20 protein-coding genes, 2 tRNA genes and 1 pseudogene are annotated in these 25,600 nt (G+C 68.1%); 3 read left to right on the forward strand and 20 right to left on the reverse strand.

What is annotated here, in order from left to right; translation table 11 throughout:
- Positions 1-166 precede the first annotated feature (166 nt).
- A pseudogene (locus EPN29_08830) lies at positions 167-1,078 on the reverse strand (RDD family protein).
- Here EPN29_08830 and EPN29_08835 point away from each other — a divergent pair.
- Entirely contained in the window at positions 638-1,615 is a 978-nt protein-coding gene (locus tag EPN29_08835; GenBank protein TAN32273.1) for a stage II sporulation protein M, read from the forward strand. The pseudogene EPN29_08830 and the gene EPN29_08835 sit on opposite strands and share 441 nt — an antisense overlap.
- Positions 1,616-1,620: 5 nt before the next feature.
- On the opposite strand, the gene EPN29_08840 is transcribed toward EPN29_08835, so the two are convergent.
- Genes EPN29_08840 through EPN29_08855 form a run of 4 tightly spaced genes read right to left on the reverse strand, consistent with a single transcriptional unit; the run spans position 1,621 to position 5,966 of the window.
- A complete protein-coding gene (locus EPN29_08840) occupies positions 1,621-2,943 on the reverse strand; it encodes a DUF58 domain-containing protein (GenBank protein ID TAN32274.1) in 1,323 nt (440 codons plus the stop codon).
- Positions 2,944-2,947: 4 nt separating this feature from the next.
- Positions 2,948-3,913, reverse strand: a complete 966-nt coding sequence (locus EPN29_08845; GenBank protein ID TAN32275.1) for a MoxR family ATPase — start codon at positions 3,911-3,913, stop codon at positions 2,948-2,950.
- Positions 3,913-5,061 carry a DUF4350 domain-containing protein gene (locus EPN29_08850; GenBank protein TAN32276.1) on the reverse strand — a complete coding sequence of 383 codons (1,149 nt, stop codon included), beginning with the start codon at positions 5,059-5,061 and terminating at the stop codon, positions 3,913-3,915. The genes EPN29_08845 and EPN29_08850 overlap by 1 nt, the downstream gene beginning before the upstream one ends.
- Positions 5,058-5,966, reverse strand: coding sequence for a hypothetical protein (locus EPN29_08855; GenBank protein TAN32277.1), 909 nt, complete (start codon positions 5,964-5,966; stop codon positions 5,058-5,060). Before EPN29_08855 ends, EPN29_08850 begins: the two co-directional genes overlap by 4 nt.
- Positions 5,967-6,760: 794 nt before the next feature.
- Here EPN29_08855 and EPN29_08860 point away from each other — a divergent pair.
- Positions 6,761-7,432, forward strand: a complete 672-nt coding sequence (locus EPN29_08860; GenBank protein TAN32278.1) for a response regulator — start codon at positions 6,761-6,763, stop codon at positions 7,430-7,432.
- 70 nt (positions 7,433-7,502) lie between these two features.
- Here the strand turns inward: EPN29_08860 and EPN29_08865 are convergent, their stop codons facing one another.
- Positions 7,503-7,823: a DUF2087 domain-containing protein gene (locus EPN29_08865; GenBank protein ID TAN32279.1), complete on the reverse strand. Its 321-nt coding sequence runs from the start codon at positions 7,821-7,823 to the stop codon at positions 7,503-7,505.
- A 27-nt stretch (positions 7,824-7,850) separates the two neighbouring features.
- Positions 7,851-10,352, reverse strand: a complete 2,502-nt coding sequence (locus EPN29_08870; protein TAN32280.1) for an ATP-dependent Clp protease ATP-binding subunit — start codon at positions 10,350-10,352, stop codon at positions 7,851-7,853.
- A 158-nt stretch (positions 10,353-10,510) separates the two neighbouring features.
- Between EPN29_08870 and EPN29_08875 the strand changes: the two genes are divergently transcribed.
- Positions 10,511-12,133 carry a hypothetical protein gene (locus tag EPN29_08875; GenBank protein TAN32281.1) on the forward strand — a complete coding sequence of 541 codons (1,623 nt, stop codon included), beginning with the start codon at positions 10,511-10,513 and terminating at the stop codon, positions 12,131-12,133.
- Between the two features lie 3 nt (positions 12,134-12,136).
- On the opposite strand, the gene rpsA is transcribed toward EPN29_08875, so the two are convergent.
- The 13 genes from rpsA to ybeY all read right to left on the reverse strand — a co-directional run bounded on the left by rpsA (position 12,137) and on the right by ybeY (position 25,595).
- Positions 12,137-13,330, reverse strand: a complete 1,194-nt coding sequence (rpsA, locus tag EPN29_08880; protein TAN32282.1) for a 30S ribosomal protein S1 — start codon at positions 13,328-13,330, stop codon at positions 12,137-12,139.
- A gap of 91 nt (positions 13,331-13,421) precedes the next feature.
- Positions 13,422-14,237 (reverse strand): pantoate--beta-alanine ligase, encoded by an 816-nt coding sequence (locus tag EPN29_08885; protein TAN32480.1) that lies wholly within the window; start codon positions 14,235-14,237, stop codon positions 13,422-13,424.
- A gap of 31 nt (positions 14,238-14,268) precedes the next feature.
- On the reverse strand, positions 14,269-15,117 hold the full coding sequence (gene panB / locus EPN29_08890; GenBank protein ID TAN32283.1) for a 3-methyl-2-oxobutanoate hydroxymethyltransferase: 849 nt from the start codon (positions 15,115-15,117) through the stop codon (positions 14,269-14,271).
- Positions 15,114-16,079: a DUF2520 domain-containing protein gene (locus EPN29_08895; GenBank protein TAN32284.1), complete on the reverse strand. Its 966-nt coding sequence runs from the start codon at positions 16,077-16,079 to the stop codon at positions 15,114-15,116. The genes panB and EPN29_08895 overlap by 4 nt, the downstream gene beginning before the upstream one ends.
- The gene (hflB, locus tag EPN29_08900) at positions 16,006-17,850 is read right to left on the reverse strand and encodes an ATP-dependent zinc metalloprotease FtsH (GenBank protein ID TAN32285.1); all 1,845 of its coding nucleotides are present in this window, start codon (positions 17,848-17,850) and stop codon (positions 16,006-16,008) included. The genes EPN29_08895 and hflB overlap by 74 nt, the downstream gene beginning before the upstream one ends.
- Positions 17,847-19,187, reverse strand: coding sequence for a tRNA lysidine(34) synthetase TilS (tilS, locus tag EPN29_08905; GenBank protein ID TAN32286.1), 1,341 nt, complete (start codon positions 19,185-19,187; stop codon positions 17,847-17,849). Before tilS ends, hflB begins: the two co-directional genes overlap by 4 nt.
- Positions 19,187-19,262: transfer RNA gene (locus tag EPN29_08910), tRNA-Met, on the reverse strand. The genes tilS and EPN29_08910 overlap by 1 nt, the downstream gene beginning before the upstream one ends.
- Before the next feature lie 184 nt (positions 19,263-19,446).
- Positions 19,447-19,521, reverse strand: a tRNA-Met gene (locus tag EPN29_08915).
- Between the two features lie 48 nt (positions 19,522-19,569).
- Positions 19,570-19,950, reverse strand: a complete 381-nt coding sequence (locus tag EPN29_08920; GenBank protein TAN32287.1) for a hypothetical protein — start codon at positions 19,948-19,950, stop codon at positions 19,570-19,572.
- A 94-nt stretch (positions 19,951-20,044) separates the two neighbouring features.
- Positions 20,045-20,830 (reverse strand): nucleoside triphosphate pyrophosphohydrolase, encoded by a 786-nt coding sequence (locus EPN29_08925; protein ID TAN32288.1) that lies wholly within the window; start codon positions 20,828-20,830, stop codon positions 20,045-20,047.
- A gap of 25 nt (positions 20,831-20,855) precedes the next feature.
- The gene (mfd, locus tag EPN29_08930) at positions 20,856-24,419 is read right to left on the reverse strand and encodes a transcription-repair coupling factor (protein TAN32289.1); all 3,564 of its coding nucleotides are present in this window, start codon (positions 24,417-24,419) and stop codon (positions 20,856-20,858) included.
- On the reverse strand, positions 24,373-25,062 hold the full coding sequence (locus EPN29_08935; GenBank protein ID TAN32290.1) for an aminoacyl-tRNA hydrolase: 690 nt from the start codon (positions 25,060-25,062) through the stop codon (positions 24,373-24,375). The genes mfd and EPN29_08935 overlap by 47 nt, the downstream gene beginning before the upstream one ends.
- A 29-nt stretch (positions 25,063-25,091) precedes the next feature.
- Positions 25,092-25,595, reverse strand: a complete 504-nt coding sequence (gene ybeY / locus EPN29_08940; GenBank protein ID TAN32291.1) for an rRNA maturation RNase YbeY — start codon at positions 25,593-25,595, stop codon at positions 25,092-25,094.
- Positions 25,596-25,600: the final 5 nt, after the last annotated feature.

Genomic DNA, 25,600 nt, shown 5'->3' on the forward strand with positions numbered 1-25,600 from the left:
GGCGCCGCAGCGTGAGCTCGGCGGGCGTGACAGGTATGTAGGGCGCGGGCGGCGCCGAGGCCGGGTACGCGGCGGGCGGCGAAGGTGGAGCGCCTGGCGGGGGCGCGGGCCGGCCGCCGGCGAGCTGCCACAGCCAGACGTGGTCTGAGTCCTTGACCACGATCGTGCCCGCCGCCAGGTCGCCGAGGCGCTTGCCCCTGCCGTTGACGAACAGCACGATCAGCCCGACCCCATAGGCGTACGGCAGGAAGTCGACGATTCGCACGACGTTGCGGATCCCCGCCTGGACGAAGGTGAGCGGCTCGCCGCGATCCCCCACCGCACGGAGACGGAAGACCTTTTTGCCGACGGTCTGGCCGGACCACAGTGCCTCGCTGATCCAGAAATAGCCGAAGACGACGACGAAGCCGCCGATGACGCCGATCAGCACCGCGAGGTCGTTGGCGCCCGCCGCGGCGGCGGCGATGGCGACGAAGTACACGGCCGCCAGGATCCCGAACACGATCAACAGGTCGAGGACCTGCGCGATGGCACGCGTCCCCAGGCCGGCGACCTGGTAGTCAAACGACACGCGCTCGGGCGTGGCGACGACGAGGTCGCTGTCGGGTAAAGACTCCATGTCGGGTATTTTCCTTCCATGCGCGCGGAGGACTTCGTCGCGCTGCGTCGCGACGATTGGAACCGGCTCGAGGACCTGCTCGCAAGCGCGGGCCGCGGGCGACTCAACGGGCTCGCGCCGGCGCAGGTGCTGACCATGGCCGCGCTCTACCGGCGGGCGACCGCTGACCTCGCGCGAGCTCAGCGAGACTGGCCGGGCGAACCGGTCCAGCGTTACTTGAACGGCCTGGTCGCGCGCGGTCACGGCGTCGTCTACCGTCGCGGCGGAGAGGTGTGGCGGCGCGCACGCGCCTTCTACACCGAGACCCTTCCACGCACCTATCGCGGCGCGTGGCCGTACCTGCTGGCCGCCGCCGGGCTCATGTTCGTGCCCGCGTTCGTGAGCTACTTCGTCGTCCTGGTCAACCCGGATTCGGCATACGCCCTCGCACCGCCCCAGCTCATCGACTCGGTGCGCCATCACCAGCTCTGGACGAACATCCCGCCTGAGGCTCGCATCCAAGCAGCCGGGCTGATCATGACCAACAACATCTGGGTGTCGATGGTCGCGTTCTCGCTGGGCGTGTTCTTCGGTCTACCCGTGATGTGGGTGATGATCAGCAACGGCATCAGCCTCGGCGGGCTCTTCGGCCTGACCCAGGCTTACGGCCTGAGCGCCGGCCTGTTCGACTTCGTCATCGGCCACGGAGTGCTCGAGCTGTCGATCGTGGTCGCGCAGGGCGCGGGCGGCCTGCTGATGGGCTGGGCGCTGATCTCGCCCGGCAACCGGACGCGCTCGGACGCGCTCGCCCTAGCGACCCGGCGCGCTTTCATCCTGCTGCTCGGCCTCGCGCCCCTGCTCGTGCTCGCCGGCACGATCGAGGGCAACCTCTCGCCTTCCGGCGCTCCGTTCGCGGTCAAGCTCACGATCGGGCTGACGACCGGGCTGCTCCTGTACTCGTACCTGCTGCTCACCGGCCGGCCGCGCCACCGGCGCCGGGCGCGCGCAGGGCTTTGACGTGATCACAGAAGCGCCCGCTCCTTAAGTTCGAGATAGCGTTCCACCAACGCCGGGCTGAGGCTCCCGGCCACCACGTCGAGACCCAGGACCCCACCGCGGCGCAGCAGCTCGAAGCTCTCGCGCCGGGTGGCGACGAACTCCTCCGCCGCCGCCCATTCGTACGCGCGCGCAGAGCTCGTGATCGGAGCATCGCGCGCGCTCAGGACCGCGGGGTCGGACATGGCGACCACCAGGACGAGGTGGCGCGCCGCCAGCCGGAGGCAGTGGGCGACCAGCTCTTTGGAGGCTTCCGGATCCTGGACGTCGGTGAGCACGACGATCATCGACCGCCGGGTCACCCTCAGCGCCAGGTGGGTCAGCGCATGGCCGAAGTCAGGCTCGACGTACTGGGCCTTGACGGCGTACAGGGCTTCGGTCAGACGCCGCAGCTGGACGCTGCCGCGCTCGGGTTGGATGAAACCGGTGACGTGGTCGTCGAAGGTCATCAGGCCGACGCGGTCTCCATAGGCCTGAGCGACCCACGCGAGCATGAGGGCGGCGTTGACGGCGTGGTCGAGCTTGTCCAGGCCGCCTGCGGGCGCCGTCATCAGCCGGCCGCAGTCGATGGCGATCATCACCTGCTGGCCGCGCTCCGCCTCGACCTCCACCACCACCGGGTGGTCGCGCCGCGCGGTTGCGGTCCAGCTCACGCGCCGGATATCGTCGCCGCGCACGTAGTCGCGCAGGCCGGCGAAGGCGGTGGAGGCGCCGGGCGGCCGGGCGCGGCGCAGGCCGGCCATCGCGCGCACGCCGCGGCGGAGCGTCAGCTGTACGCGTTTGATGGCGACGACGTTGGGAAAGACGGCCGCCGCGTGGGGGTGCTGCAGGCGCACCTGCCGGCGCCACCAGCCCTCGGCGCGCGACACCTGCAGGTCGAGCGGGCCGAACCGGTACGCGCCGCGCCTGGGCGAGGTGGTGCGGTACGTGAGCTGCAGACGGCCGTCGCGGTCGAACCTTCCACACACCTCCCTTGGCTGGGGCTGCAGCTCAGACGGAGCGTGGTCGGCGATCTTTGCCAACAGGCCGGCGGCGGCGGGGTTCTCCACCACGACCGTGACCTCCTCGCGTTCGCCGAGCGAGAAGGGTTCGGGCATGACGCGGCGGACGCGGTAGCCGGCGCGGCCGGGCAGCAGCGCAAGGTCGCGCGCGGCGATGATCACGAGCCCGGTCTGATAGACGAGCGCGACCAATCCCAGCACCGGCGACGCGACCGCGAGGGCGATCAGGCCCGCGCCGATGGCGATCGCCCACAGCAGGCGAGGCTGCGGCGCAAGTCCCCTGATCAAGCTGTCAGCGGGGCGGGACGACCCGGCCGGCCACCGCCTCGAGGATGCTGTCCGGCGTCTGGCCGGCGACCTCGGCTTCCGGGCGAAGGATGAGGCGATGCCGGAACGCGGGCGCGAGCAGCGCCTTCACGTGGTCGGGCGTGACGAACTCCGATCCATCGAAGGCCGCGTATGCGCGCGCCGCGAGCATGAGGAGGACCTCGGCCCGCGTGCTGGCGCCCAGCGCGATCTCGGGGGCGGTGCGCGTGGCTGACGCGAGGTCGACGACGTAGCGGCGGATCTTCTCGTCGAGCACGACCTTCGCGACCTGCGCACGGCAGGCTTCGACGTCGGCGGCCCCGAGGACCGGCTCGACGCCGGCCTTCACGGGATCGCGGAGCTCGATGCCGGATTCCCAGCGCCGGAGGACCTCCATCTCGTCCGGGGGCGAAGGGTAGTCGAGCCGGACTTTGAACAGGAAGCGGTCCTGCTGCGCTTCGGGCAGCGGGTAGGTGCCTTCGTACTCGATGGGGTTCTGCGTCGCAAGCACGAGAAAGGGCGCCGGGAGCGCCAGCTGCCCGCCTTCAAGGGTCACACCACGCTCCTCCATCGCCTCGAGCAGGGCCGACTGGACCTTGGCGGGCGCTCGGTTGATCTCATCGGCGAGCAGGATGTTGGTGAAGATCGGCCCGCGGCGCAGCGCGAACGTTCGGTTGGCCAGGTCGTACACCGACGTGCCGACGATGTCCGCGGGCATGAGATCCGGCGTGAACTGGACGCGGCCGTAGTCGAGCGCCAGGGCTCGGGCGATCGACTTGGCGAGCAGGGTCTTACCGGTGCCGGGGACGCCTTCCAGGAGGACATGGCCCTGCGCGACGAGAGCGATGGCGCACAGACGGATGGCTTCTTCTTGGCCCACGACCGCCTTGACGAGCTGCTCACGAAGGCGGGCGTAGAAATCGGGCGCGGCGATTGAAATGGTGCCGGTCATCAGGCCTCCTTGGTCGATGCTGGACGCCGATGGCGGCGCTCTTCGGTAACAGGATGGGCGATGTGATGCAGCCGGCGGGCCGCCTTCAACAACCCGGACTCGGTGGCGGCTGCGCTGTCAAGCGTGCTCTCGGCGTCGGCGAGCTCGGCCGCCAACGCGGGTGCGCGCACCCACAGAGCATTCCAGAAGCGTTCGCGCGGCTGCAGCCCAAGCCCGGTTTGCGCCGCCACCGAACGCTCGGTGGCGGAGGCGAGCAGGCCGAGGGTGACGGCGCGTGCGCTGGAGCGGCGGAGCAGCTGACCGACCGCAGCGGCCCATTCGACGTCGGTGCGCGCCGCCTCCGCCGGGCGCGGGAGCAGCGGCCCGAACGACCGGCCGCGCAGGACGAGGCCGGCGAAAACGGCGACGAGCAGCCACAGGAGAGCGGCGCCCCACGGAGTCGCGACCCATGCCTGGGGCGCAAAGTCGCTGAGGATCAAGCCATGGTGGTACTCGTCGAACGCGACCGGCGCGCTGCCGCCGGCGATGCCGGCGAGGTCGGACAGCAGCCGGCCGTTGTCACGCTTCTCCAGGTATCCGTTGCACAGCACGAGCGGGTCGGCCAGGACCACCACGGTCCCCGTCTCCATCCGCTGGAGGTAGCCGAGCACGAAGCCGTCCGGAGTACGCAGGAAGGGGACCTGACCGGCGGATGGGTCCAGGGGCACGGCTGAATCGCTCCCCGATACCGTGGTGACGCCGTCGACGACCGGACTCGCCACCTCGGTGCGGCTGGATGCGAACCCGCCGAGACGCCTCACCCCGAACGCGCGGTCGAGCTCGGGATCCCCTTGCTCGGAGGCATAGATGAGAACGCCTCCGGCGCGGACCCAACGCAGGGTGCGATCCGCCTCGTCGGACGTGTAGGGACTGGTGGGGGTGAATACGAACATCAGACCGTGTGGTTCGGGAAGCGCGAACCTGCCTGCGATCTGGTCCGTCGGGTGGCCCATCGCCTGCGTGAACAGGCGGGCGGCAGAGGTGCCGTTCGCGGCGTCGCTGTTGGAGCTGTGCTCAGGCGAGTCGTGATGCGGCTGGCCGAAGTAAGCCGCCGCCGCCACGACCACCGAAACCATCCCCGCGATCGCCCAGCCACGCGCTCCTCTCATGCGGCAAGCTCCGCCGGCGGGCGGAAGGGAGCCGCCACCCGCGCGGCGCGTTGGTAGGTTTCCGGATCGACCGCACGGCCACCATAGATCGCGGCTTCGAACGGGATGAGGAGCGGTCGCAGTCGAGCAGGATCCGGCGAGCGCTCGAAGATCTCGCGCACGGTCAGCGGACTGCCTTCCCAGGTGCGCTCACCGGCAAGCGTCGCCGCCACGCCGGCGCAGAGCGCGCGGACGGCTCCGACGCGATCGCCGGCGGCGGCCAGGCGGTCCGCTTCGGCGAAGTAGTCGGAAGGAGCGCGCGGTCCCGCGGGCGTGCCGGCCATGACCGCTTCTGTGAACCGGCCGCGTGCGGAGCGGAAGACGATCCACGCCACCGCCGCCAGCCCGGCGGCGCCCGCGAGATAGAAGAACCAATCGGGTGCCTGGGGTCCGCCGTGGCCGCCGAACAGCAGGCGCAGCAGCTCGGTGATTCGATCGCTCACCCACTGCACGAGCCGGTCCAGCAGGGAGGGCGGCCGGTGCAGCCCGTCGTATCGATGCATGGCCAGGACGTCGTGCAACCGCTGCTTCGCCAGGATGGGGTCGGTGGTGCTTGCAGGCTGGTCGAGCGCGGACAGCAGGGATCGAAGGCGGGCGGCGGCATCCTTGTAATCAGGAGGCCGGCGGTGAAGGTCGGCGAGGATCTCCGGCTGGCTCCGCTCGGTGCCGGCCTCGAGCGCGTCGATCGCCATGCGCGCCGGGGCGGCGTCGGTCGGCGCCGCGGCGCCGACCAGGTTGTAGGCCTCCTGGACCGCCTCGCGGTAGCTCGGCGGATTCGGTGGATCGGCCGATGCCGGCGCCGCGGTGACGACGCCGAGCGCGATCGCCACCACCAAAGGTGCCGTCGCCCGGAGCGCGAAGAGCATCCTCAGGGGAGGGTGCGCCCTGCGCGCGCCCGGTTGAGAGTGCGCCCTGCGCGCGCCCGGCTGAGAGTGCGCCCTGCGCGCGCCCGGCTGAGAGTGCGCCCTGCGCGCGCCCGGCTGAGAATGCGCCCTGCGCGCGCCCGGCTGGCTCACTGCGCGGGCTGCGGATGGGCAACGCGTTGCGCGAGCTGAAAGAGGTCCAATCCCTCACGGCGCACGCGAAGGTCGAAGTAGATGAGGACGATCGCGATCTGGATGACCGGGTTGACGAGGGAGTCGATGATCACGGTGGTGGTCCCAGAGATCCACAACACGACGACCGTGGACAGGACGAGCTGCAGAAGCGCTTGCCCGAGCGCGACGAAAGCGCTGAGCGCGATGCGAATGACGTAGTAAACGATGAGCATCAGGAACAGGATCAGGAAGGTGCGCCACCATCGCCCCTCCACCAGGCGCCAGCTTCGACCCATGGCCGTGCCGAGCCGCGCGTTCTCGATGAACATCACCGGCATGACCACGGCCCAGCCGACCCAGATCCAGGCCCACAGCGGGATCAGGCAGAACATGATCAGCATCAGCCCGATGAGAAGCCAGTAACCCAGCAGGGGGAAATACCGGCGCGCGATCGCGGTGAACACTCCGACTGGACCGATGGGCCTGCCGAGCGCCGATTCACACGCGGCATAGGTGACCGCGCCGTAGAAGAACGGGATGAACAACACGTTGATCAACGCGCCGATGCCGAAGGCGACCAGCGTCGACCCGAGCGTGCGCAGGTCGGGCTGACCTGAGCCCATCTGCCGGAGCAGGCCGCTGAACAGCGTGTAAGAGCCGTACCCGGAAAGCGCAGCGGACGGGATGGAGACGATCACCGAGATGCCGGCGAAGAGGAAGAAGTGCCGGCGGTACATGCGAAACGTCTCATCCAGCAGGTCGCCGATCTCGAGAGGGCGCAGGCGAAAAGGGACCGGGGCACTCACGCTTTGACAATTGTGCGGCTGCGCTCACCGAGTCGCAGTCGAACGCAAGGGCGGAGTTCGCGACACGTTAACCTCGTTCGGAGGGTTGAGGTGAACAACGAAGCGACTGCCAGCCGTGAAGACCTCCGGGTTCTCTTCGTCGAGGACGACCCCACGGTCGCACAGCTCTACAAGTTGAAGCTCGAGCTGGACGGTTATCGAGTCGACGTCGCATCCGATGGCGAGCTGGCGCTGGAGATGGCGCGCCGATCGCTGCCGGACATCATTTTCCTGGACATCCGCCTGCCGAAGCTGGACGGCATCGCGGTCCTCGAAGCCTTACGCGCCGACCCCATGACCAGTGCCGTTCCGGTCGTGATCCTTTCCAACCACGACGAGAAGGAACTGGTCGACCGAGGCGCCAAACTGGGGGCGCTGGACCATCTGATCAAGAGCCAGACCACGCCCGCCAAACTGGCTGGTGGCCTGGGAGGCTGGCTCAAGAGCTAGTCCGGAGCCTCGCCGATTTCGGCCCCCGCCCGGCCCGCCCCCTACCCCCCGGTGCGGGGGGCCTTCGAGGTCAGGCCATGGGGCCCGGCCAACACGCGGGGTCGTGGCCGACATCGGGCACGCTTCCGGTGCGCCAGTAGATGCTTCGAGCGCGCTGCATCAGCTCCTCATCCACCAGGTACCTACGGAGCGCCGCGAAGTCAGGATGCCGCTGCCCCATGATGCGATTGACCTCCGCCTCCCGGTACCTGCGCCCAGGCTGGAAGTCCTCGACCAACCAGCGCAACACCACCATCCGCTTCTTGCGCTGGGCGGGAATGCCGAGCAGGCGACCGCCGGCGCGGACGAAGCTCCCCAGCACCCGGGTGTCGAAGTCGAGCTTGTACGCCAATCCAGCCGGGTAGGCCTTCGGCGGGGACTACGGTTTGGCGCCCGCCCCGGTGCCGGCCGGCTCCTTGTGCCGATGCTTCAGCGGCGTGAACTTGAGCCCGTCCTCGCCGTCGAGATCGATCTGCACCGTGTCGCCGCGGGCGATCTTCCCTCGGAGCAGGTGCTCGGAGAGCTGGTCTTCGATCCTGCTGGTGATGACGCGCCGCAGCGGCCGGGCGCCATACACCCGGTCGTAGCCCTCCTTCGCCAGGAGATCTTTGGCCGCGTCGCTGACCTCGATCGTTATTTGCTGCTCGACCAGGTGCTTGCCCAGGCGCAGCAGCTGTAGATCGACGATCTGCCGGATCTGCTGCGTGGTCAGGCTCTTGAACACGACGACCGCGTCGACGCGGTTCAAGAACTCTGGGCGGAACATCCGCTTGAGCTCCTCGTCGATCTTTTCCTTCGTGTTCTTGTGGCGGCGCTCGACCTCATCGGCCTCATCGACCACCGCAGGCTGGAACCCGAGAGAGGTACCCGCCTGGTTGACATCGCGGATGCCGAGGTTCGAGGTCATGATGATCACGGTATTGGCGAAGTTGACCACCTTGCCCTTGGCGTCGCTGAGCCGGCCGTCCTCAAGGATCTGCAGCAGCATGTTGAAGACTTCGGGATGTGCCTTCTCGATCTCGTCGAACAGGATCACCGAGTAAGGCCTGCGTCGGACCGCCTCTGTCAGCTGACCGCCCTCGTCATAACCGACATAGCCGGGAGGCGAGCCGACCAGACGTGCTGTCGTGTGCCGCTCCATGAACTCGGACATGTCCAGCTTGATCAGCGAGTCCTCCGAGTCGAACAGGTACTCGGCGAGGGCACGAGCCAGCTCGGTCTTGCCGATCCCAGTCGGGCCCAGGAAGATGAACGAGCCGATCGGCCGGCGCGGGTCCTTGAGTCCGGCGCGAGCGCGCCGCACCGCCTGCGAGACGGTGACGATCGCTTCGTCCTGTCCGACCATCCGCCGGTGGAGCTCCTCCTCCATGCGGAGGAGGCGCTCGGTCTCCTCCTCGACCAGGCGAGAAACCGGCACGCCTGTCCACGCCGCCACGATCTGAGCGATGTCCTCCTCGCCGACCTCGGGGACCGTCTCGCCCAGCTTGTCCCGCCACGCGGCTTCTTTGAGCGCCAGCTTGTCCTGAAGCTTCTTGACCTTGTCACGCACGCCTGCGGCCGCCTCGAAGTCCTGCTTGTTCACCGAATCGTCCTGATCGGATCGCTGCTTCTTGATCTCCTTCTGGAGCTCTTTGAGCTCGTCGGGTGTCGTGGTGAGCTTCATGCGGACGCGTGCTGACGCTTCGTCGATCAGGTCTATTGCCTTGTCGGGAAGCGCACGGTCGCTCACGTATCGATCGCTGAGCACGGCCGCCGATCGCACGGCCGAATCCGTGATGGTGACGCGGTGGTGCTTCTCGTAAAGCGACTTGACCCCGTTGAGGATTTCAATCGTCTCGTTCAACGTCGGCTGATCGACGTACACCGGCTGGAAGCGGCGCTCCAGGGCGGCGTCCTTCTCGATGTACTTGCGGTACTCGTTGAGGGTGGTCGCGCCGATGCATTGGATCTCACCGCGGGCCAATGCCGGCTTGAGGATGTTCGCGGCGTCGATCGCGCCTTCAGCGGCGCCTGCGCCGACCAGGGTGTGCAGCTCATCGATGAACAGCACCACCTCCCGGCTGGACCGGATCTCGTCGAGGATCTTCTTCAGCCGCTCCTCGAACTCGCCGCGGTACTTGGTCCCGGCGACGAGGGCGCCCATGTCGAGCGTCAGGACGCGCTTGTGCAGAAGTGATTCGGGCACGTTGCCGAGATTGATCTGCTGCGCGAGGCCCTCCGCAATGGCGGTCTTACCGACGCCCGGCTCACCGATGAGCGCGGGATTGTTCTTGGTCCGCCGGCTCAGGATCTGGATGACGCGCTCGATCTCGGTCTCGCGGCCGATCACGGGATCGAGCTGATTGCGGCGCGCAAGCTCCGTCAGATCGCGGCCGAACTGATCCAGCAGGGGAGTCTTCGACGGCTTCTTGGGAGCCGGCTCCACTTCGGTCTCGGCGGTCGAGTCATGGAGAAGTCGCTCGATCTCGGAACGCACCTTTTCCAACGTCGCGCCCAGATCCTCGAGCACATGGGCCGCGATGCCCTCACCTTCGATGAGAAGTCCGAGCAACAGATGCTCGGTGCCGACGTAGTTGTGGCCCATGCGGCGCGCTTCCTCGAAGGAGATCTCGATGACCTTCTTGACCCGCGACGTCGGGATGATCTGCTGGATGATGATCCGCTCGTTCCGGCCCAGCACAGACTCGATCGTCTGGCGGACCTTGCCGATCTCCACGCCGAGGTTGTTGAGAACCTTGGCGGCAAGGCCTTCACCCTCACGAAGCAAACCCAGGAGAAGGTGCTCGGTCCCGATATAGCTATGGTGCGACCGTTCTGCTTCTTCTTGGGCGAGCGTCAGAACCTTCTTGGCTCGCTCAGTAAATCTCTCAAACGGATACAAGGTCCTTATTCCTCCTGGATGTCTGCGACTCGGGTGGGGCCAGCACCTCCTCGAACGTTGCTCTGGCCACCTGACGGTAGCCTCTGCACCTAATATAACCTCCAACTCAACCGGCGGATTTCCCTTGGGCGGAGGCGCTTGCACAGCATCGATCCCGGATGAGGCCGCTACTCGAGCGCCTCGGTGATCTCCTCCCCTCCGCAATCGCCCTGGCCCTTCCCACGGCTTTCCTTCCCGCCGCCCAAGACTCGTTCATTCTGCCCCGAGCCTCAATCGTCATCGCGGGCGCATGCCTCGGCGCCGGCGCGGCGCTGCTCACCCCCGGTGGGCCCGGTCTTGGCAGGCTTCGCCGGCCGGTGGCGGCCTCGGCTGCCGCAGCCGTCCTGGCCTTCCTGCTCTCGATTTCGTGGCCGCTCGGCCTTGCCGGCGCGTACACACGATACGAGTCACTCCCGATGCGCGTCGGCTACCTCGGCCTGCTTGCGGCGGGGGTGTGGCTCCTTCGCACGAACCGATCGCGTGATCGGTTGGCAGCCGCATTCGTGTTCGGCACGTCTGTCGCCTGCCTCGAAGCGCTGCTGCAGGCGGCCGGGCACGTCTTTTTTCGGCCCGACGGCAACCTCGGTAACGCCAACCTCCTAGGCGCGCTGATCGCGATGGCCCTCCCCCTCGCGGTCGCTCACGGCCTGCGCGGCGGTCGCTTCACGTTGGCGTGGTGGATCGGCGTCGCGACCATGGCCGGCGGCCTGGTGGCCACGACCTCTCGGAGCGGAGCCCTCGGCGCCCTCGCCGGCTGTCTCGCGCTGATCGTGTTTGCCCTGCGGGGAAGGCTGGCCGCCGGGGCTGCTGTGGGCGCGGCGGCCGTGATTGCCGGCTCGCTGGTCTTGATCTTGCTTTCCCCGCTCCGCGCGCTCAACGACGACCCGGGTCCAACCCGAGTCCACCTGTGGCAAGACGCGGCGCACATGATCGCTGCACGGCCCCTCACCGGCTGGGGCGAGGACTCCACCGGGCTCGCGCTGGGCCAGTTCCTGAGCAGCGACTGGTCTCCTGGGGTCACGTTCGACCGCGTCCATTCCGGACCTCTGGACATCGCTGCCGCCCAGGGTCTCCTCGGACTGGCGGCCCTGGCCTGGCTGCTCGTGATTCTCTTTCGCGGCGCCTGGCGCTGGCGCTTCAGCGGCAGCGTCGCCGCCTTGAGCGCCGCGTGCGTGGGGTACACGGTCTGGGTTCTCTTCAACTTCGATTGGGCGCCCGCGACCGGCGCCTTCTGGCTCTTGGCCGGCGCCACGTGGTCGGGGGTTCAAGCGGCCGAGGGCGAACTCGTGCCCACCGCCGCCACCAGGAGCCCGGTGATGCCGGCGCGGGCATGGTGGCGTTCAGGTCTCGCCGTGGTCATGGCCCTGGCAGCGGTCTGGCTGGGGGCCATGCCGCTTCTCGCCGATGTCTGGTATGACCACGGCCGGGCCGACCTTTCGGTGGTCGTCGATCCGCTTCAGGCCCGCTACCACTGGGCGCTCGGCCAGGGCCTGGCGGCGCAAGGCTCGGTGGCGCGTGGAGTGGAGGAAATGAAACGGGCGGCGGAGCTGGGCGAGACCGAGCCGAGCTTGTACGTCGAGCTCGGCGACCGCGAAGCGCAGCTCGGGCGCTCGACTGCGGCCCGCGGCGATTACCTAAGGGCGCTGGCGATCGACCCCTACTTCTCGCCCGCCCGTCAGCGCCTGGCAGCGGCCGAGCGGAGCGCCACCCAGCCGGTAAAGAATCAGGCGGGCGTCAGCTGACGGTTAGGATCCGTCCTCTACGTCGTACTCGTCTGGGCGCCGGTCGGTCCGGGCCCCCGCCAGGCTCGCCGGCGGTGCCGAGAGCTGCTTCAGGCTGAGCGAGATGCGGCGCCGGGCAGTGTCGATCCCGATCACCTTCACCTGCAGGGTCTCGCCCACCTTGAGCACGTCTTCGGTCCGCTCGACGTGATCCCAGGACAGCTCGGAGATGTGCAGCAGCCCCTCGATCCCGGCCATGATCTGGAGGAAGGCACCGTACTTCTTGGTCTTCGTCACCTGGCCTTCCACGATCGAGCCGATCGGCATCGACAGGACCAGCCTCTCCCATGGATCCTGCTGCAGCTGCCGCAGCGAAAGCGAGATGCGCGTCTGCTCAGGGTCGAGCTTGATCACCTTCACGGTGACCTCGTCGCCCAGCTGGAGGACATCCGTCACCTTCGACACGCGGTCCCACGACAGCTCGGAGATGTGGATGAGGCCATCCGCGCCACCGATGTCGACGAACGCGCCGTAGCTGGTGATCCCAGACACGGTTCCCTTCACCGTCGTGCCGGTCTGCAGGCGGCTGAAGAGCTCCTCGCGCTTGCGAGCGCGATCCTCGTCTTCGGCAGCCTTCTGGCTGACGATCAGACGGTTGCGCTTGCGATTGACCTCGAGGATCTTGACCGGGATGCGCTGGCCGACCAGCGACTCCAGGCTGCCGGCGTACGCCCGGGCGACCTGGCTCGACGGCAGGAATCCCCGCAGGCCGAGGATGTTGACGATGAGCCCGCCCTTGTTCTGCTCGCGCACGTCCGCCTCGATGACCGACCCGTCGACCTGCTTCTCGGCAGCCACGAGCCAGGTCGTCTCGGCACGCGCACGGCGCAGGCTGAGGACGACGTTGCCTTCCTCGTTCTCCGGCTGGAGGACATAGACCTTGATCTGGTCGCCAGGCTCCAGGCCGACCGCATCGACCTCGCCGCGCAGGCCTAGCTCTTTGCTGGAGATGACCCCTTCGGCTTTGGCGCCGATGTCGACGAGGACCTCGTCCGGATCGACGCGAACCACGATGCCATCCACGATGTCCCCGTGGTTGGGGGTCTTGAAGGCGTCCTCTTCGTAGTGGAGGTAGTCCTCCATCGTCATCGGGGCGGATGAGTCCTGGTCGGTCGCCTCCTCTTGTTCTGTCAGGACGGCACCGGACTCAATAGACAACGCGTATACCCCCTAAGGATTATTGGTGTGGTCTTGGTCGTCAGATCAGCCTCCGCCAAAACGAACTGCAATTGTAACGTACATTCGGGCCTCATCCAGGAAACGGTTGTGACAGATCGTGGTTGTCGATCAACCGCGTGTGCCCGATCCGGACGGCCAGCACCGCCAGGAACCCCGGTGCGACAAACGTCTCCAGATCGACCAACTCCGCGTAATCGACTCTCGCCAGAGGCTCGACCTGGATCCCGGCCAGCAGCACCGCCCGGAGCTCGCCCGGCCTTCGCTCCCCCGCCGCGTAGGCGGCCCCGGCGAGCCTGAGGGCGGAGCTCAGGCACATGGCCGCCTGGCGTTCCTCAGGGCTCAGGTAGGCATTGCGGGAGCTGAGCGCCAGGCCGTCGTCCTCCCGAACCGTCGGGCACACTCGGATGACGACCCCGGTGTCGAGGTCGTGCGCCAGGCGCCTGACCACCGCCACCTGCTGGGCATCCTTTTGGCCGAAGTAGGCGCGGTCCGGTTCGACGGCGCCGAAAAGCTTGGCCACCACAGTGGCGACGCCCTCGAAATGACCGGGTCGCGCCGCGCCCTCGAGGCGCTCGGCAAGGCCCCCAACCAGCACCCGCGTGCTCGCCCCAGGTGGGTACATCGCATCCGCCGACGGCCTGTAGACGGCGTCCACCCCAGCCCGGCCCAGCAGCTCCCCATCACGGTCGGGATCGCGCGGGTAGCGCTCGAAATCCTCGCCCGGCCCGAATTGAATCGGGTTGACGAACACGCTCACCACCACCTTCGCGTTCTCGCTGCGCGCCTGCTCCACCAGGCTGAGGTGGCCGGCGTGCAGTGCGCCCATGGTCGGAACCAGGCCGATCGAGCGGCCTTCCCGGCGCCACCGGCGCGCGGCCTCGCGCATCGCGTCGGGAGCATCCAAGACGGCGGGCTCTTTACCCGGCGCCGTACTTGACCTCGTCTCGCTCCCCCGCCGGCGCGGCGCCGTTGGCCGAGTAGGCGTGCTCCGGCCCGGGGAACACCCCGCTGCCGACCTCCTGGGCGAACGTTTCAGCCGCTTGGTGGATCTCCCCGGCGAGGTTGGCGTACCGCTTGACGAACTTGGGCGCCTTGCCCGTGGTCAGACCGAGCATGTCGTGGAAGACCAGGACCTGACCGTCGGTGCCCGAGCCCGCGCCGATGCCGATGGTCGGGATGCGCAAGGCTTGCGTGACGCGTGTCGCCAGGTCACCAGGCACCCCCTCGAGGACCAGGCTGAACGCCCCGGCCTGCTCGAGCTCCTCGGCGTCAGCCAGGATGCGTGCCGCCTGCGCCTGGCTCTTGCCCTGCACCTTGAAGCCGCCCATCTGGTGGACGAATTGAGGCGTCAGGCCGAGGTGACCCATGACCGGGATGCCGAGCTCGGTCAGGCGCCGGGTGATCTCGACGCTCCTGCCGCCACCCTCGAGCTTCACGGCATGCATGGCGCCCTCCTGCAGGAAGCGCCCGGCGCTGGTGATCGCCTGTTCGACGGAGGCGTGATACGACATGAAGGGCAGGTCGCCGACCAGCAGGGCCTGTCGAGACCCACGAGCCACCGCTTTGGCATGGTGCAGCATCTCGTCGAGCGTCACCGGCAGGGTGGTTGGGTAACCGAGCATCACCATGCCCAGGCTGTCCCCGACGAGAAGGATCGGTATCCCGGCCTCGTCGAGAATTCGGGCGCTGAGGTAGTCGTACGCGGTGAGCACGGCAAAGCGGCGGTGCTCATCCTTGAATCGCTGAACGTCCAGCACCGTGGTCATGTCCTGCGCCTCCTTCGGGTCGCTGCCGCGTGCTGGGTCAGCGCCCTTCGCATCCGCTCGGCCGCGGCAGGCTCCAGGCCTGCCTCCCTGGCGATCTCGAGCGCGATCTGGCCGAGCATACGATAAAGGTCGGTCACTCGCGACCCGCGCTCCGGCTCCGCCCCTTCGTCGATCGCCTCGAGAGCCGCCACATGTCGCCGCACCGTCTCCACGTCACCGCGCCGGACGGGGCCGGTCAGGGCGGCCACCGGACCATGCCGGCGGAGGTTCGCCAATGCCCCTTCGGCCAGGGGCCCCAGCCCGTCCATGGCTTCCTGCTCGTTCCAGCCGGCGGCTTTGAGCAGCTCCACCGCCTCGCGCAGAAGAGCGTCGACGTAGTTGGAGGCGAACACGGCGGCCGCGTGATACAGGACACGCTGGCTGTCGTCGACGTGTTTGGGTCGGGCGCCCAGATCGCAAGCCAGCCCGGCGAGCTGCCGGCGCAGCGGCGATGTGCTGGCGTCAACCGCGACCACGATCCCGCGAAACGATGCGGGCGGCCGCGGCTCGGGGAAACTCTGCAGGGGATGAAACGACCCGACGGCGTGGCGGGCGCGAAGCGGTTCGAGCGACGCCAGGTCCAGGGCTCCGCTGAGATGGCAGAAAGCCACCCTCCGGGGAATCGGCCCGTGAGCCGCCAGTCCGGCGGCCATGCCCGGCACAGCGCCGTCGGGGACGGCGAGGAAGACGATCGCCCGCGGCAGCGAGCCGAGCCTCTCGACGAGACTTTCCTGCCCCGTCCGCGCCGGCCACAGCTGCGCCGGGTGACCGGCGGCTTTCAGCGCCCGAGCCAGGCTGCGGCCGAGGTTTCCCCGACCGGCGACGATCAGCTGCGGCGGCGCCGGCGTGCTAGGAAGCGGTCGAGCTGGCGGCGGCGGATTCCGGCGCCTCGTGGGCGAGGATCTCGTCGAGCTCTTTCCCATCCAGCGTCTCGACGACCTTCAAGCGTTCGACCACGGCGTCCATCTTGTGGCGCTGCGCCGTGAGAATGACCTTCGCCGTCTGGTAGCCGTGGTTGACGATGCTGCGGATCTCTTCGTCGATGACCGCGGCCACCTCTTCTGAATAGTTCCTCTGCTCACCCAGGTCACGGCCCAGGAAGACGAGCTCTTCGCGATGCCCCATCGCCACCGTCCCCAGCTTGTCCGACATCCCCCACTGGGTCACCATGCGTCGCGCCATCTGGGTCGCTTTTTGAATGTCGTTCTCGGCGCCGGACGTGATGTCGCCGAACACGATCTCCTCCGCGACGCGCCCACCCATGATGCCGGCAATCTGGTCCATCAACTCATCACGCGAGATGAGGTACTTGTCCTCTTCGGGGAGGCTCAGCGTCCAGCCAAGCGCCATTCCACGCGAGATGATCGAGACCTTGTGCACCGGATCGGCGTGCGGCAGCGCCTTCATCACCAGCGCGTGGCCGGTCTCGTGGTACGCGATCACCTCTTTTTCGTGATCCGAGATACGACGGCTCTTGCGCTCCGGACCCGCGATCACACGAGCGATGGCCTCCTCAAGCTCATCCATGCCGATCACTTTCTTGTTGGCGCGGGCGGCGAGGATGGCGGCCTCGTTGATCAGGTTGGCCAGGTCGGCGCCGCTGAAGCCCGGTGTCTGGCGGGCCAGCACCTCCAGGTCGACGGTGGAGTCGAGCGGCTTGTTTCTCGCGTGCACATCGAGGATCGAGCGGCGGCCTTTGATGTCAGGCCGGTCGAGGGTGACGTGGCGGTCGAACCGGCCCGGCCGCAGCAGCGCGGGGTCGAGCACGTCCGGCCGGTTGGTCGCGGCGATGATGATGACGTGGGTGTTGGTGTCGAAACCATCCATCTCGACGAGCAATTGGTTGAGTGTCTGCTCTCGCTCATCGTGCCCACCGCCCAGGCCGGCGCCGCGCTGGCGCCCGACGGCGTCAATCTCGTCGACGAACACGATGCAGGGTGAGTTCTTCTTGGCCTGGTCGAACAGGTCCCGCACGCGGCTCGCGCCCACACCGACGAACATCTCGACGAACTCCGAACCCGAGATGGAGAAGAACGGCACCCCCGCCTCTCCCGCCACCGCCTTGCTCAAAAGCGTCTTACCGGTCCCGGGAGGCCCGACGAGCAACACGCCCTTCGGGATTCGCGCGCCCAGGGCGACGAACTTCTCGGGGTACTTCAGGAACTCGACGATCTCAGTCAGCTCCTGCTTCGCCTCATCGACGCCGGCAACGTCCGCGAAAGTGATCGCCGGTTTGTCGCCCGCGATCATGCGGGCGCGCGACCGTCCGAAGGAGATCGCCTGGTTGTTGCCGCTCTGGGTCTGTCTCAGCACCCACCACATGAAGGCGGCGATAAGGATGACCAGGATGATGTTCGGGAGCAGCACGCTCAGCAGGTAGTTGCCGCCGTTGTTCTTGTCGTACTTGATCGTCACGTGGTTGGTCATGAGGTCATCGACGAACTTGCACTGGCCAGAGCAATCGGGCAGGGTGACGCTGTGCTTGTGGCCTTCGGAGTCGAGCGCCGTGCCATCGGTGCCGCTGATCTCGAGCGATCTGACCGTGCCTGACGAAGCGTTGCTCATCAAGGTCGAGAAGTCCCAGTCGCTTGCGTTCTGGCCGCTCTGGATCGACTGCCAGGTGAACCAGAACACCAGGCCGAGGACGACGACCAGTGCGAAATAAAAAAGGCTGGAGCGGGGGAATCGGCTCAACTGGGCTCTCCTCGAGGGCTGATCGGCGTTTCTAGCCTAGCAACTTTCGGCCTCCAGCGGACCGGCATCGGAGTGATGCCGACATGCACCGCCGCCTGACCCGGCGGGCTCATCAGCTCGGAGTCCACGGCGACGCCAGGGACCCAGGCCAGCCGGTCCCCGGCGAAAACCAGAGGCCAGGCATCGCGCTCCTCGCGCGGGATTCGCGCGTCCACAAAGATGTCCTGCAGCTTGCGACTGCCGCGCCCGCCAAACGGCCGCATCCGCAAGCCCGGCCGGCGGAAACCCACACGCAGTTCGAGCTCGGGGCGAAGGTGCGTCGCCGCCGGGTCGTCGCAACCGCGGCACCGCACGACCTCCAGGCGCGGGCGCGCACCGTTTTCCACGGGCCGCTTCGGTGGCGACGCCACGACCTCCATGCGGTCCCCCACGATACGGAAACGCAGCCCGCCGGGAAGGTCGACGCCACGCCCGCCGCGGCCGGGGCGGGCCAAATTGAGCATCGAGTCGAGGTGGGCTCGCGACAGTGAGGGTTCCGTGCCCCCGGCCCTGGTGTACAGGAGCTTCATCACCTCCGCGGCCACCGGCTCCGGCATGCGGGCCAGGTCCGATTTGGAGGCAACGCCCGTCTGCAGCGCGTTCAACGCCTGCGCGGCGACCGACTCCTGGGTGGCCGCCGCTTGCATGGCTGCGGCGAAGAACCTGCGGCCGATGCCCGGCCGGTCGCGTTCGAGAGCGGGAAGGATTTCCCGCCGCACCCGCACGCGCGCGAACCTCGTGTCGGCGTTCGACGGGTCTTCGTAGGCGACGATTTCGCGGCGGCGCAGGAAGTCCACGACCTCGCGCCTCCAGACCAACAGCAGCGGCCGCACAAAGGCACCGCGCCGGCTGGGCATGCCGCGCAGGCCGGCCAGCCCACAGCCGCGCATCAGGTGCATGACCGCGCCTTCGACCAGGTCGTCCGCCGTGTGCGCGAGAGCGACCACGTCGGCTCGGGTCTGACTTCGGGCCCGGCTCAGGAATGCGTAGCGAAGCGCGCGCGCCCCCGCCTGGATTGAGCCCCGCGGCATCGCTTCACTCCGGCGCTCACTGACGACATCGACGCCCAGGCGCACGCACAGGGCGCGAACTTGATCGGCCACCAGCTCCGAGCCGGCTCGCAAGGCGTGGTCGTAATGGGCGACGATCACGTCGCAACCCAACTCGTGAGCGGCGACGAGCAGGGCGCACGAGTCAGGCCCGCCCGACACCGCGACCAGGACGCGATCTCCGGGTCGGATCAGGCCGGACTCGCTGATGCCGGTCAGGACCGGATCGGAGGAATGTTTTCGCAGCATGGTGGTGCCGGCTGGACTCGAACCAGCGACAACGCGATTATGAGTCGCGCGCTCTACCACCTGAGCTACGGCACCGCGGGCGCCACCTGACGAGGCCACGCGCTGGTGCGCAGCCCCGGAAATGCTAGCGCGCGGCGATCGCCCGCGCCTTCAACTTGCGCTTCTTCGTCCGGCGCTTGGCGAGCGCGACCTTCTTCCTCTTGTTCACGTCCTCTCCTAAAAGCGACGGAGCCGTGCGCGGCTCCGCGGGGATTCAATTTGGTTGCGGAGGTCGGATTCGAACCGACGACCTTCGGGTTATGAGCCCGACGAGCTGCCGCTGCTCCACTCCGCGATTGGATTATACCCGCGGGTTCGCCGCCCACCGAGGCGGGAGCCGGCTTCAGTGCGCTTTGGGTGAAACTTTGGGAGGCGCGCTCGGCGGCGGTTTGGGTGACGGGCTGGGGGCGGTCGTCACCAGATAGAGGCGTTCCTGTGGTCGGGCGTACCCGTTGAGCCGGGCCTCCTCCTCGTTCGCAGCTCCCGAGGTGATCGCTTCGGCGTCCTTGCGGTACCCCTGGTTTTGCCCGGCGAGCACGGCGTTCTGGCGCCGCAGGTCGGCGACCTGCTGGTTCAATTTGTGGCCGATGTACGCCTCCTGGGCGAAAGCCACTCCGGCCCAGATGACCGTCACCGACACCGCGGCGACAAGGATCGCGTGGCGCATTCCGAGCGCATTGGTGCGCACGGTCCCGGCGGCGACTATGGCTCTGCTGTGTCTCATGCTGCGTCGTGTTCAAGAACTGCCGAGCGGATGCCGGATGCGCCCACGGACGCACCGGTGCCCGACTATAACAAACGCCCCCGGCGCCGACTCGTCAGGTGGTCTTTTCCCAGCGGCGCGCCAGCTCGTCCGCGTCGAGGTCCCGGAAGCTCACGCCGTCTTGGCGCAGCGACGCTTCGGTGGCGGCGAAGCGCCGGCGGAATCGCTGCCCGGCGACCCGCAGGGCGTCCTCGGGATTGACCTTCAGGCGCCGTGCCAGCGAAACGACGGCGAAAAGCAGATCGCCCATCTCCTCGAAGTTCTTGCGCGCGTCGGCGGACACGGCAAGCTCGCGGGCCTCTTCCGCAACCGACTCCGCGGACTCGATCGGTGAGGTGAAGTCAAAACCCACGCGCGCGGCGCGTTTCTGCAGGCCGAGGGCCCAGGCCAGGGCCGGCAGCGTCGTCGGCACGCGGTCGACGACCGACTCCTCCCGGCCTGCCTTGCGCGCCTCATGCATCTTCTGGTGCTCCCAGTTGCGAAGCACCTCTTCCGCGTCGGCGACCGTCGTCGTGGCGAAGACGTGCGGGTGCCTGGCGACCATCTTCGCGGCCACCGCCTCGGACACCTGAGCCGCATCGAAACGGGATTGCCCGGCGGCGATCTCGGCATGCATCGCGATCTGCAGGAGCAGGTCTCCCAGCTCTTCTTTCATCTTCGCGTCGTCGCCCGAATCGATCGCCTCGAGGAGCTCGTACGTCTCCTCGAGCAGGTAGGGACGCAGCGACTCGTGCGTCTGCTCGCGGTCCCAGGGGCAGCCTCCAGGCGCGCGCAGCCTGGCCACGACCTCGAAGATGGCCGCGATGCCCGGCGAGTACGGCTTTTCCGGCTCGTTCGTCATCGAGCCTGATTCTGGCACGGACGCTTCACCGGCCAGGCACCGCGGCCGCGCTGCGGCCGGATGCGTAAAGCCCGGCCATCTCGTCGAGGAGCCGCAGCAGGTCGCCCTGCCAGCCCTCGCCCTGCCGCCTCAGCTTCAGGCGGTTGGGCGCGACGGCGATGCGCCCCGCCATCCGTCGAGACAGCTCGTCGACGTCCAGGTAGCGCTGCGGATCGACGCGAATCACGATGTCGTGGCCGTCGGCCACCACGCCACGCAGGCCCATCCGCTGGCCTCGCAGCTTGACGCGCAGCGAGTACGCGAGGTTGTCCAGCTGCGCCGGGCCTGGGCCATATCGGTCCTCGAGCGAGCGCAGCACGGCGTCCAGCTCCGGCTCATCCTCGGTGGCGGCGAGTTGGCGGTAGGCACCGAGCCGCAGCTTCTCGTCTCGGATGTAAGAACGCGGAATGAAGTGATCGAGCGGCAGGTCGAGGTTCATCTCCGCGGTGGAGAGCACGTCGCCGACGGCCGTCTCCTCGGAGCCGGAACGCATCTTCGCCACCGCGCTCTGCAGCATCTGCAGGTACATCTCGAATCCGACCGCGGCGATGGCGCCGTGCTGTTCGGTGCCGAGGAGGTTGCCCGTGCCGCGGATCTCGAGGTCGCGAAGCGCGATCTTGAATCCCTGCCCGAGCTCGTGCAATCCGGAGATCACGTCCAACCGCTTGTCCGCCTGCTCGGTCAGCGAGCGGCGCGGGTCGTAGAGGAAGTAGGCGTAGGCGCGCCTGCCCGACCGTCCGACGCGCCCCCGCAGCTGATACAGCTGAGCCAGCCCAAAACGGTCAGAGCGCTCGACGATGATGGTGTTGACATTGGGGATGTCGAGCCCTGATTCGATGATGGTCGTGCACGCGAGCACGTCGAACTTGGCCGATTCGAACTCGACCATGACCTCCGCCAGCTCGTCCTCGGCCATCTGGCCGTGACCGACCGTGACCCGCGCCCCAGGCACCAGGCGCCGGATCCTTGCGGCGGCCTTCTGAATCGTGCGCACCCGGTTGTGGACGTAATAGACCTGGCCGCCACGCTGCAGCTCGCGTTCGATGGCTTCCCTGACCAGGTCGTCATCGTCCGCGGTGACATACGTCTTGATCGGCTGCCGTTCCTCCGGCGGGGTCTGAATCACGCTCATGTCGCGGATCCCGCCGACGGCCATGTGCAGGGTCCGCGGAATCGGCGTCGCTGAAAGGGAGAGGACGTCGAGCTGGGTTCGCAGCTTCTTCAACCTCTCCTTCTGCATGACGCCGAATCGATGCTCCTCGTCGACGATGAGCAGCCCCAGTCGCTTGAAGCGCACGTCGCGCTGAAGCAGGCGGTGGGTGCCGACGACGATGTCCACCTGCCCAGCCTTGATGCCTTCGATCGCCCGGGCCTGAGTCTCGTCGTCGACGAATCGCGAGAGCATTTCGACTGCGACCGGGAACCTGCTCAGCCGCTCCCGAAAGACATGGAAATGCTGCTGGGCCAAAACCGTTGTCGGCGCCAGCACGGCAACCTGCTTGCCGCTCATCGCAGCCTTGAAAGCCGCGCGAAGCGCGAGCTCCGTCTTGCCGAACCCGACGTCACCGCACAGGAGGCGGTCCATGGGGCGATCCGACTCCATGTCGGCCTTGATCTCGGCGAGGGCCGCGAGCTGGTCGGGCGTTTCCTCATAAGGAAAGGACGTCTCGAGCTCCTGCTGCCATGCCGTGTCCGGAGCAAACGCAATGCCGGGCCGGGCCTCCCTGACCGAGTAGATCTTCAGCAGCTCGTCGGCCACGTCCTGGACCACCTTGCGTGCGCGACCACGCGCGCGCGTCCAGTCCGCCGTGCCCAGGCGGTGCAGCGCCGGCTGCCCCTCCCCACCCAGGAACTTCTGCACCCGGTCGAGGTTCTCGACCGGAACGTACAGGCGGTCGCCCTCGGCATACTCGAGCTCGAGGTACTCGCGATGGGCGCCTTCAGACTCGATCAGCCGCATCCCCACGAAGCGGGCGATTCCATGGTCGACGTGGACGACCAGCTCGTCCGGGGCGAACTCGAGCGTGAACTCGCGCGTCAGATCCTCGGTGCGGGTCCTGGCGGAACGTCCGCCGCGGGAGGCTCGACGGAGCCTGCCGAACAGCTCGGCGTCGGTCGCCAGGTGGAATCCGATCGCCGGCTGAGAGCACCCGGCCGCAATGTCGATGTCGGCGTACCTCAATGCCGGCTCCAGGTCGAGATCCAGGTCGAGGTCGACGCCGGCCAATGGCGCACGCACCCCGCTTTCGTCAAGGAGCGCTTGCACGCGCTCCCGCTGCTCGCTCGCCAGGACGACCGCCGCCGACTCGCTGCGGGCGGCGAAGTCGGCCACGGCGCGAGCCCGTCCGACCAGCGGCTCGCCCTCGACCCAGCCGAGGTCGAGTGCGTCGCCGCTCGGCTCGCCTGACGTCAGGCGAAGCACGGGCCGGCTCCCGAATTCCTCCAACCGATCGACGGCGACCGTGGGCAGGGTGAAGCCTCGAGGCAGCTCTCCGCCTCCAGCCTCGGCCGCGGCCAGCATCGCGGTCTCTTCGAGGACCGTCCGAGCGTCGGCGAGCTGGCGCTCCGCCTCGAAATCCAGGACCGCGGCGCCCGCGGGAAGATGGTCGAGGAGGCAAGGGCGTGATGGGTCGAGGTAGGCGGAGTAGAACTCGACGCCCGGAAACGCCGATCCCGCCTCGAGCCGCACGAGCTCGTCGTCCCAGACCGAGCGCACGTCGCCGCGCAGGCCATCGAGCGCAACCGACTCGCGAAGCCGGCTCACCGCCTCGACGCCTCGGCGCTCGCCCAACAGCAGTTCCCGGCCGGTGCGGATGGACACCTTAGGTATCGCCATCACCGACCTCTGGTTTTCGGGATCGAACAGCCGCAGGGTTTCGATGACGTCGCCCGACCATTCGGCGCGGATCGGCTCGTCGGCTGCCGCGGGAAAGACATCTAGGATTCCGCCTCGCAGGGAGAACTGCCCGCGATCCTCGACCAGCGCCTCCCGCGAATATCCCAGCTCGACCAGGCGCCAGGCCACGGCCACCGGATCCGGTCCCTGGCCCGGAGCCAGCACCAGCGTCCCCTCCTGCAGCTCGCGCAAGGAGATGGTCTGGCGCGTGCACGCGCGCCGCGACGAGACCACGACGGTCGGTTCCCGACCCGCGCCGGCGAGCGCCGCCAGCGCCTCGAGCCGCTTGTTGACCGCCTCATCAACAGCGGGCGGGCGGTCGAGGAATGACACGGCGACCTCGGCGAACACATGAGCGGAGGGGCTGCCCGCCAGCCACGGCCGGAGCTCATCGCCAAATCGGTCAGGTCCCGGCACCAGCACCAGCACCGAGCGGCCCCGCGCCTGGCACGCCCGCACTATGGAACCGGCCACGATCGCCCAGGCAGATCGAGGCAGGCGGCCGACCTGGACCTCCGCCGAGCCGGCGCCGAGCCAGCGCTCGAGCGGAGCGGCAGCGATGGTGCTCTCCCAAAGCGAGCTCACGGGATCACCTCGGCCCGGACAATCACTCCGGCTCGTCACACCCCAGCGCGCCGGCGCGGTTGTATACATCCATCGCCCGGTCCACGCCCGCTTCCAGGGCCAGCTGCAGCGCGGTGGCCACCCCGTCGACCACGCCTGGAAGGCGCTCCGCCTCCCGCTTGGTGAAGCGGCCCAGCACGTGATGCCGCCCCGCCGGCGAACCCTTGCTCGCCGGCTTGCCGATGCCGACCCGGAAGCGGACGAAATCGGGCGTGCCCAGTGAGCCGATGATCGACAGGACGCCATTGTGCCCTGCTCCCGAACCTCCGCGGCGGATGCGCATCCGGCACAGCGGCAGGTCGAGCTCGTCGTAGACGACCCACGTCTCAAGTGGTGTCACTCCGGTGTCCCGAAGCGCTCTCACCACCGCCTGACCGGAGAGGTTCATGTACGTCTGCGGCATCAGCAGCCAGACGCGTTCAGCGTCCGACCGTCCGACCAGCGACTGCCATCGTTTGCGGTCGACGCGCACGCCCAGGCGGCGCGCGAGTTCCCCCACGCACGCGAATCCGAGGTTGTGGCGCGTGTCGGCATACTCCGACTCCGGATTGCCGAGACCCACGATCAACCGCTCTTCTCGAACTATCTCTTGGTCCATCAAAAACCCGACTGGGCGCAGCTTGGCCTGCGGCGAGCGCCGCAAGCAGTCCGGCCGGGCGCGCGCATCGCGCATCCACGGCGGATTGGAGTTTACGCCGCGGCTCAGAGGCGTCCGGGCGCGAGGCTCAGCCCGGACAGCGCGAGGGCAGCGATCGTGAGGCGCGACATCTCCCTGCGCTCTTTGGCGGACTCGTGGTCCCAGCCGAGGAGGTGCAGGAGCCCATGGACGCACAGCAGCCCCAGCTCAGTCAGCTCCGGGTGCCCGAACTCCTGTGCCTGGCGCACGACCATCGGCCACGAGATCGCCAGGTCTCCGACGTGCTCGTCGGCGGTTGCAGGTGTCCCGCCCCCGCCGGGCGCAGCCGGAAACGAAAGCACGTCGGTCACCGCGTCGTGGCCCGCGTAAACGAGGTTCAGGCGGCGCAGCTCGTCGTCTCCGGTCAGCTTGACGGCGATGCTGCACGTCCCCGCGGGCAGCCGCGCTTCGACCTCCGTCAGGGTGCCCGCACGCACGAGAACCCCGCGCACGAATGTCGCCGGAGCCGTCACGCGGACGGGCTTGAACACCTCGACTTTGAGCCGGACTGGGCTTGCCACCTCGAGCAAGTAAA

The sequence above is a fragment of the bacterium genome (assembly GCA_004299235.1).
Lineage (GTDB): Bacteria > Chloroflexota > Dormibacteria > Dormibacterales > Dormibacteraceae > SCQL01.

Excerpts from the sequence above, each read along its gene's own strand:
- EPN29_08835 (TAN32273.1), top strand. The coding sequence starts at position 638 with ATGCGCGCGGAGGACTTCGTCGCGCTGCGTCGCGACGATTGGAACCGG.
- EPN29_08845 (TAN32275.1), bottom strand. The coding sequence starts at position 3,913 with ATGACCGGCACCATTTCAATCGCCGCGCCCGATTTCTACGCCCGCCTT.
- EPN29_08850 (TAN32276.1), bottom strand. The coding sequence starts at position 5,061 with ATGAGAGGAGCGCGTGGCTGGGCGATCGCGGGGATGGTTTCGGTGGTC.
- EPN29_08855 (TAN32277.1), bottom strand. The coding sequence starts at position 5,966 with ATGCTCTTCGCGCTCCGGGCGACGGCACCTTTGGTGGTGGCGATCGCG.
- EPN29_08875 (TAN32281.1), top strand. The coding sequence starts at position 10,511 with ATGAGGCCGCTACTCGAGCGCCTCGGTGATCTCCTCCCCTCCGCAATC.
- EPN29_08885 (TAN32480.1), bottom strand. The coding sequence starts at position 14,237 with ATGCGCGAGGCCGCGCGCCGGTGGCGCCGGGAAGGCCGCTCGATCGGC.
- panB (TAN32283.1), bottom strand. The coding sequence starts at position 15,117 with ATGACCACGGTGCTGGACGTTCAGCGATTCAAGGATGAGCACCGCCGC.
- EPN29_08895 (TAN32284.1), bottom strand. The coding sequence starts at position 16,079 with ATGGGAAAGAGCTCGACGAGATCCTCGCCCACGAGGCGCCGGAATCCG.
- tilS (TAN32286.1), bottom strand. The coding sequence starts at position 19,187 with ATGCTGCGAAAACATTCCTCCGATCCGGTCCTGACCGGCATCAGCGAG.
- EPN29_08920 (TAN32287.1), bottom strand. The coding sequence starts at position 19,950 with ATGAGACACAGCAGAGCCATAGTCGCCGCCGGGACCGTGCGCACCAAT.
- EPN29_08925 (TAN32288.1), bottom strand. The coding sequence starts at position 20,830 with ATGACGAACGAGCCGGAAAAGCCGTACTCGCCGGGCATCGCGGCCATC.
- mfd (TAN32289.1), bottom strand. The coding sequence starts at position 24,419 with ATGTATACAACCGCGCCGGCGCGCTGGGGTGTGACGAGCCGGAGTGAT.
- EPN29_08935 (TAN32290.1), bottom strand. The coding sequence starts at position 25,062 with ATGCGCGATGCGCGCGCCCGGCCGGACTGCTTGCGGCGCTCGCCGCAG.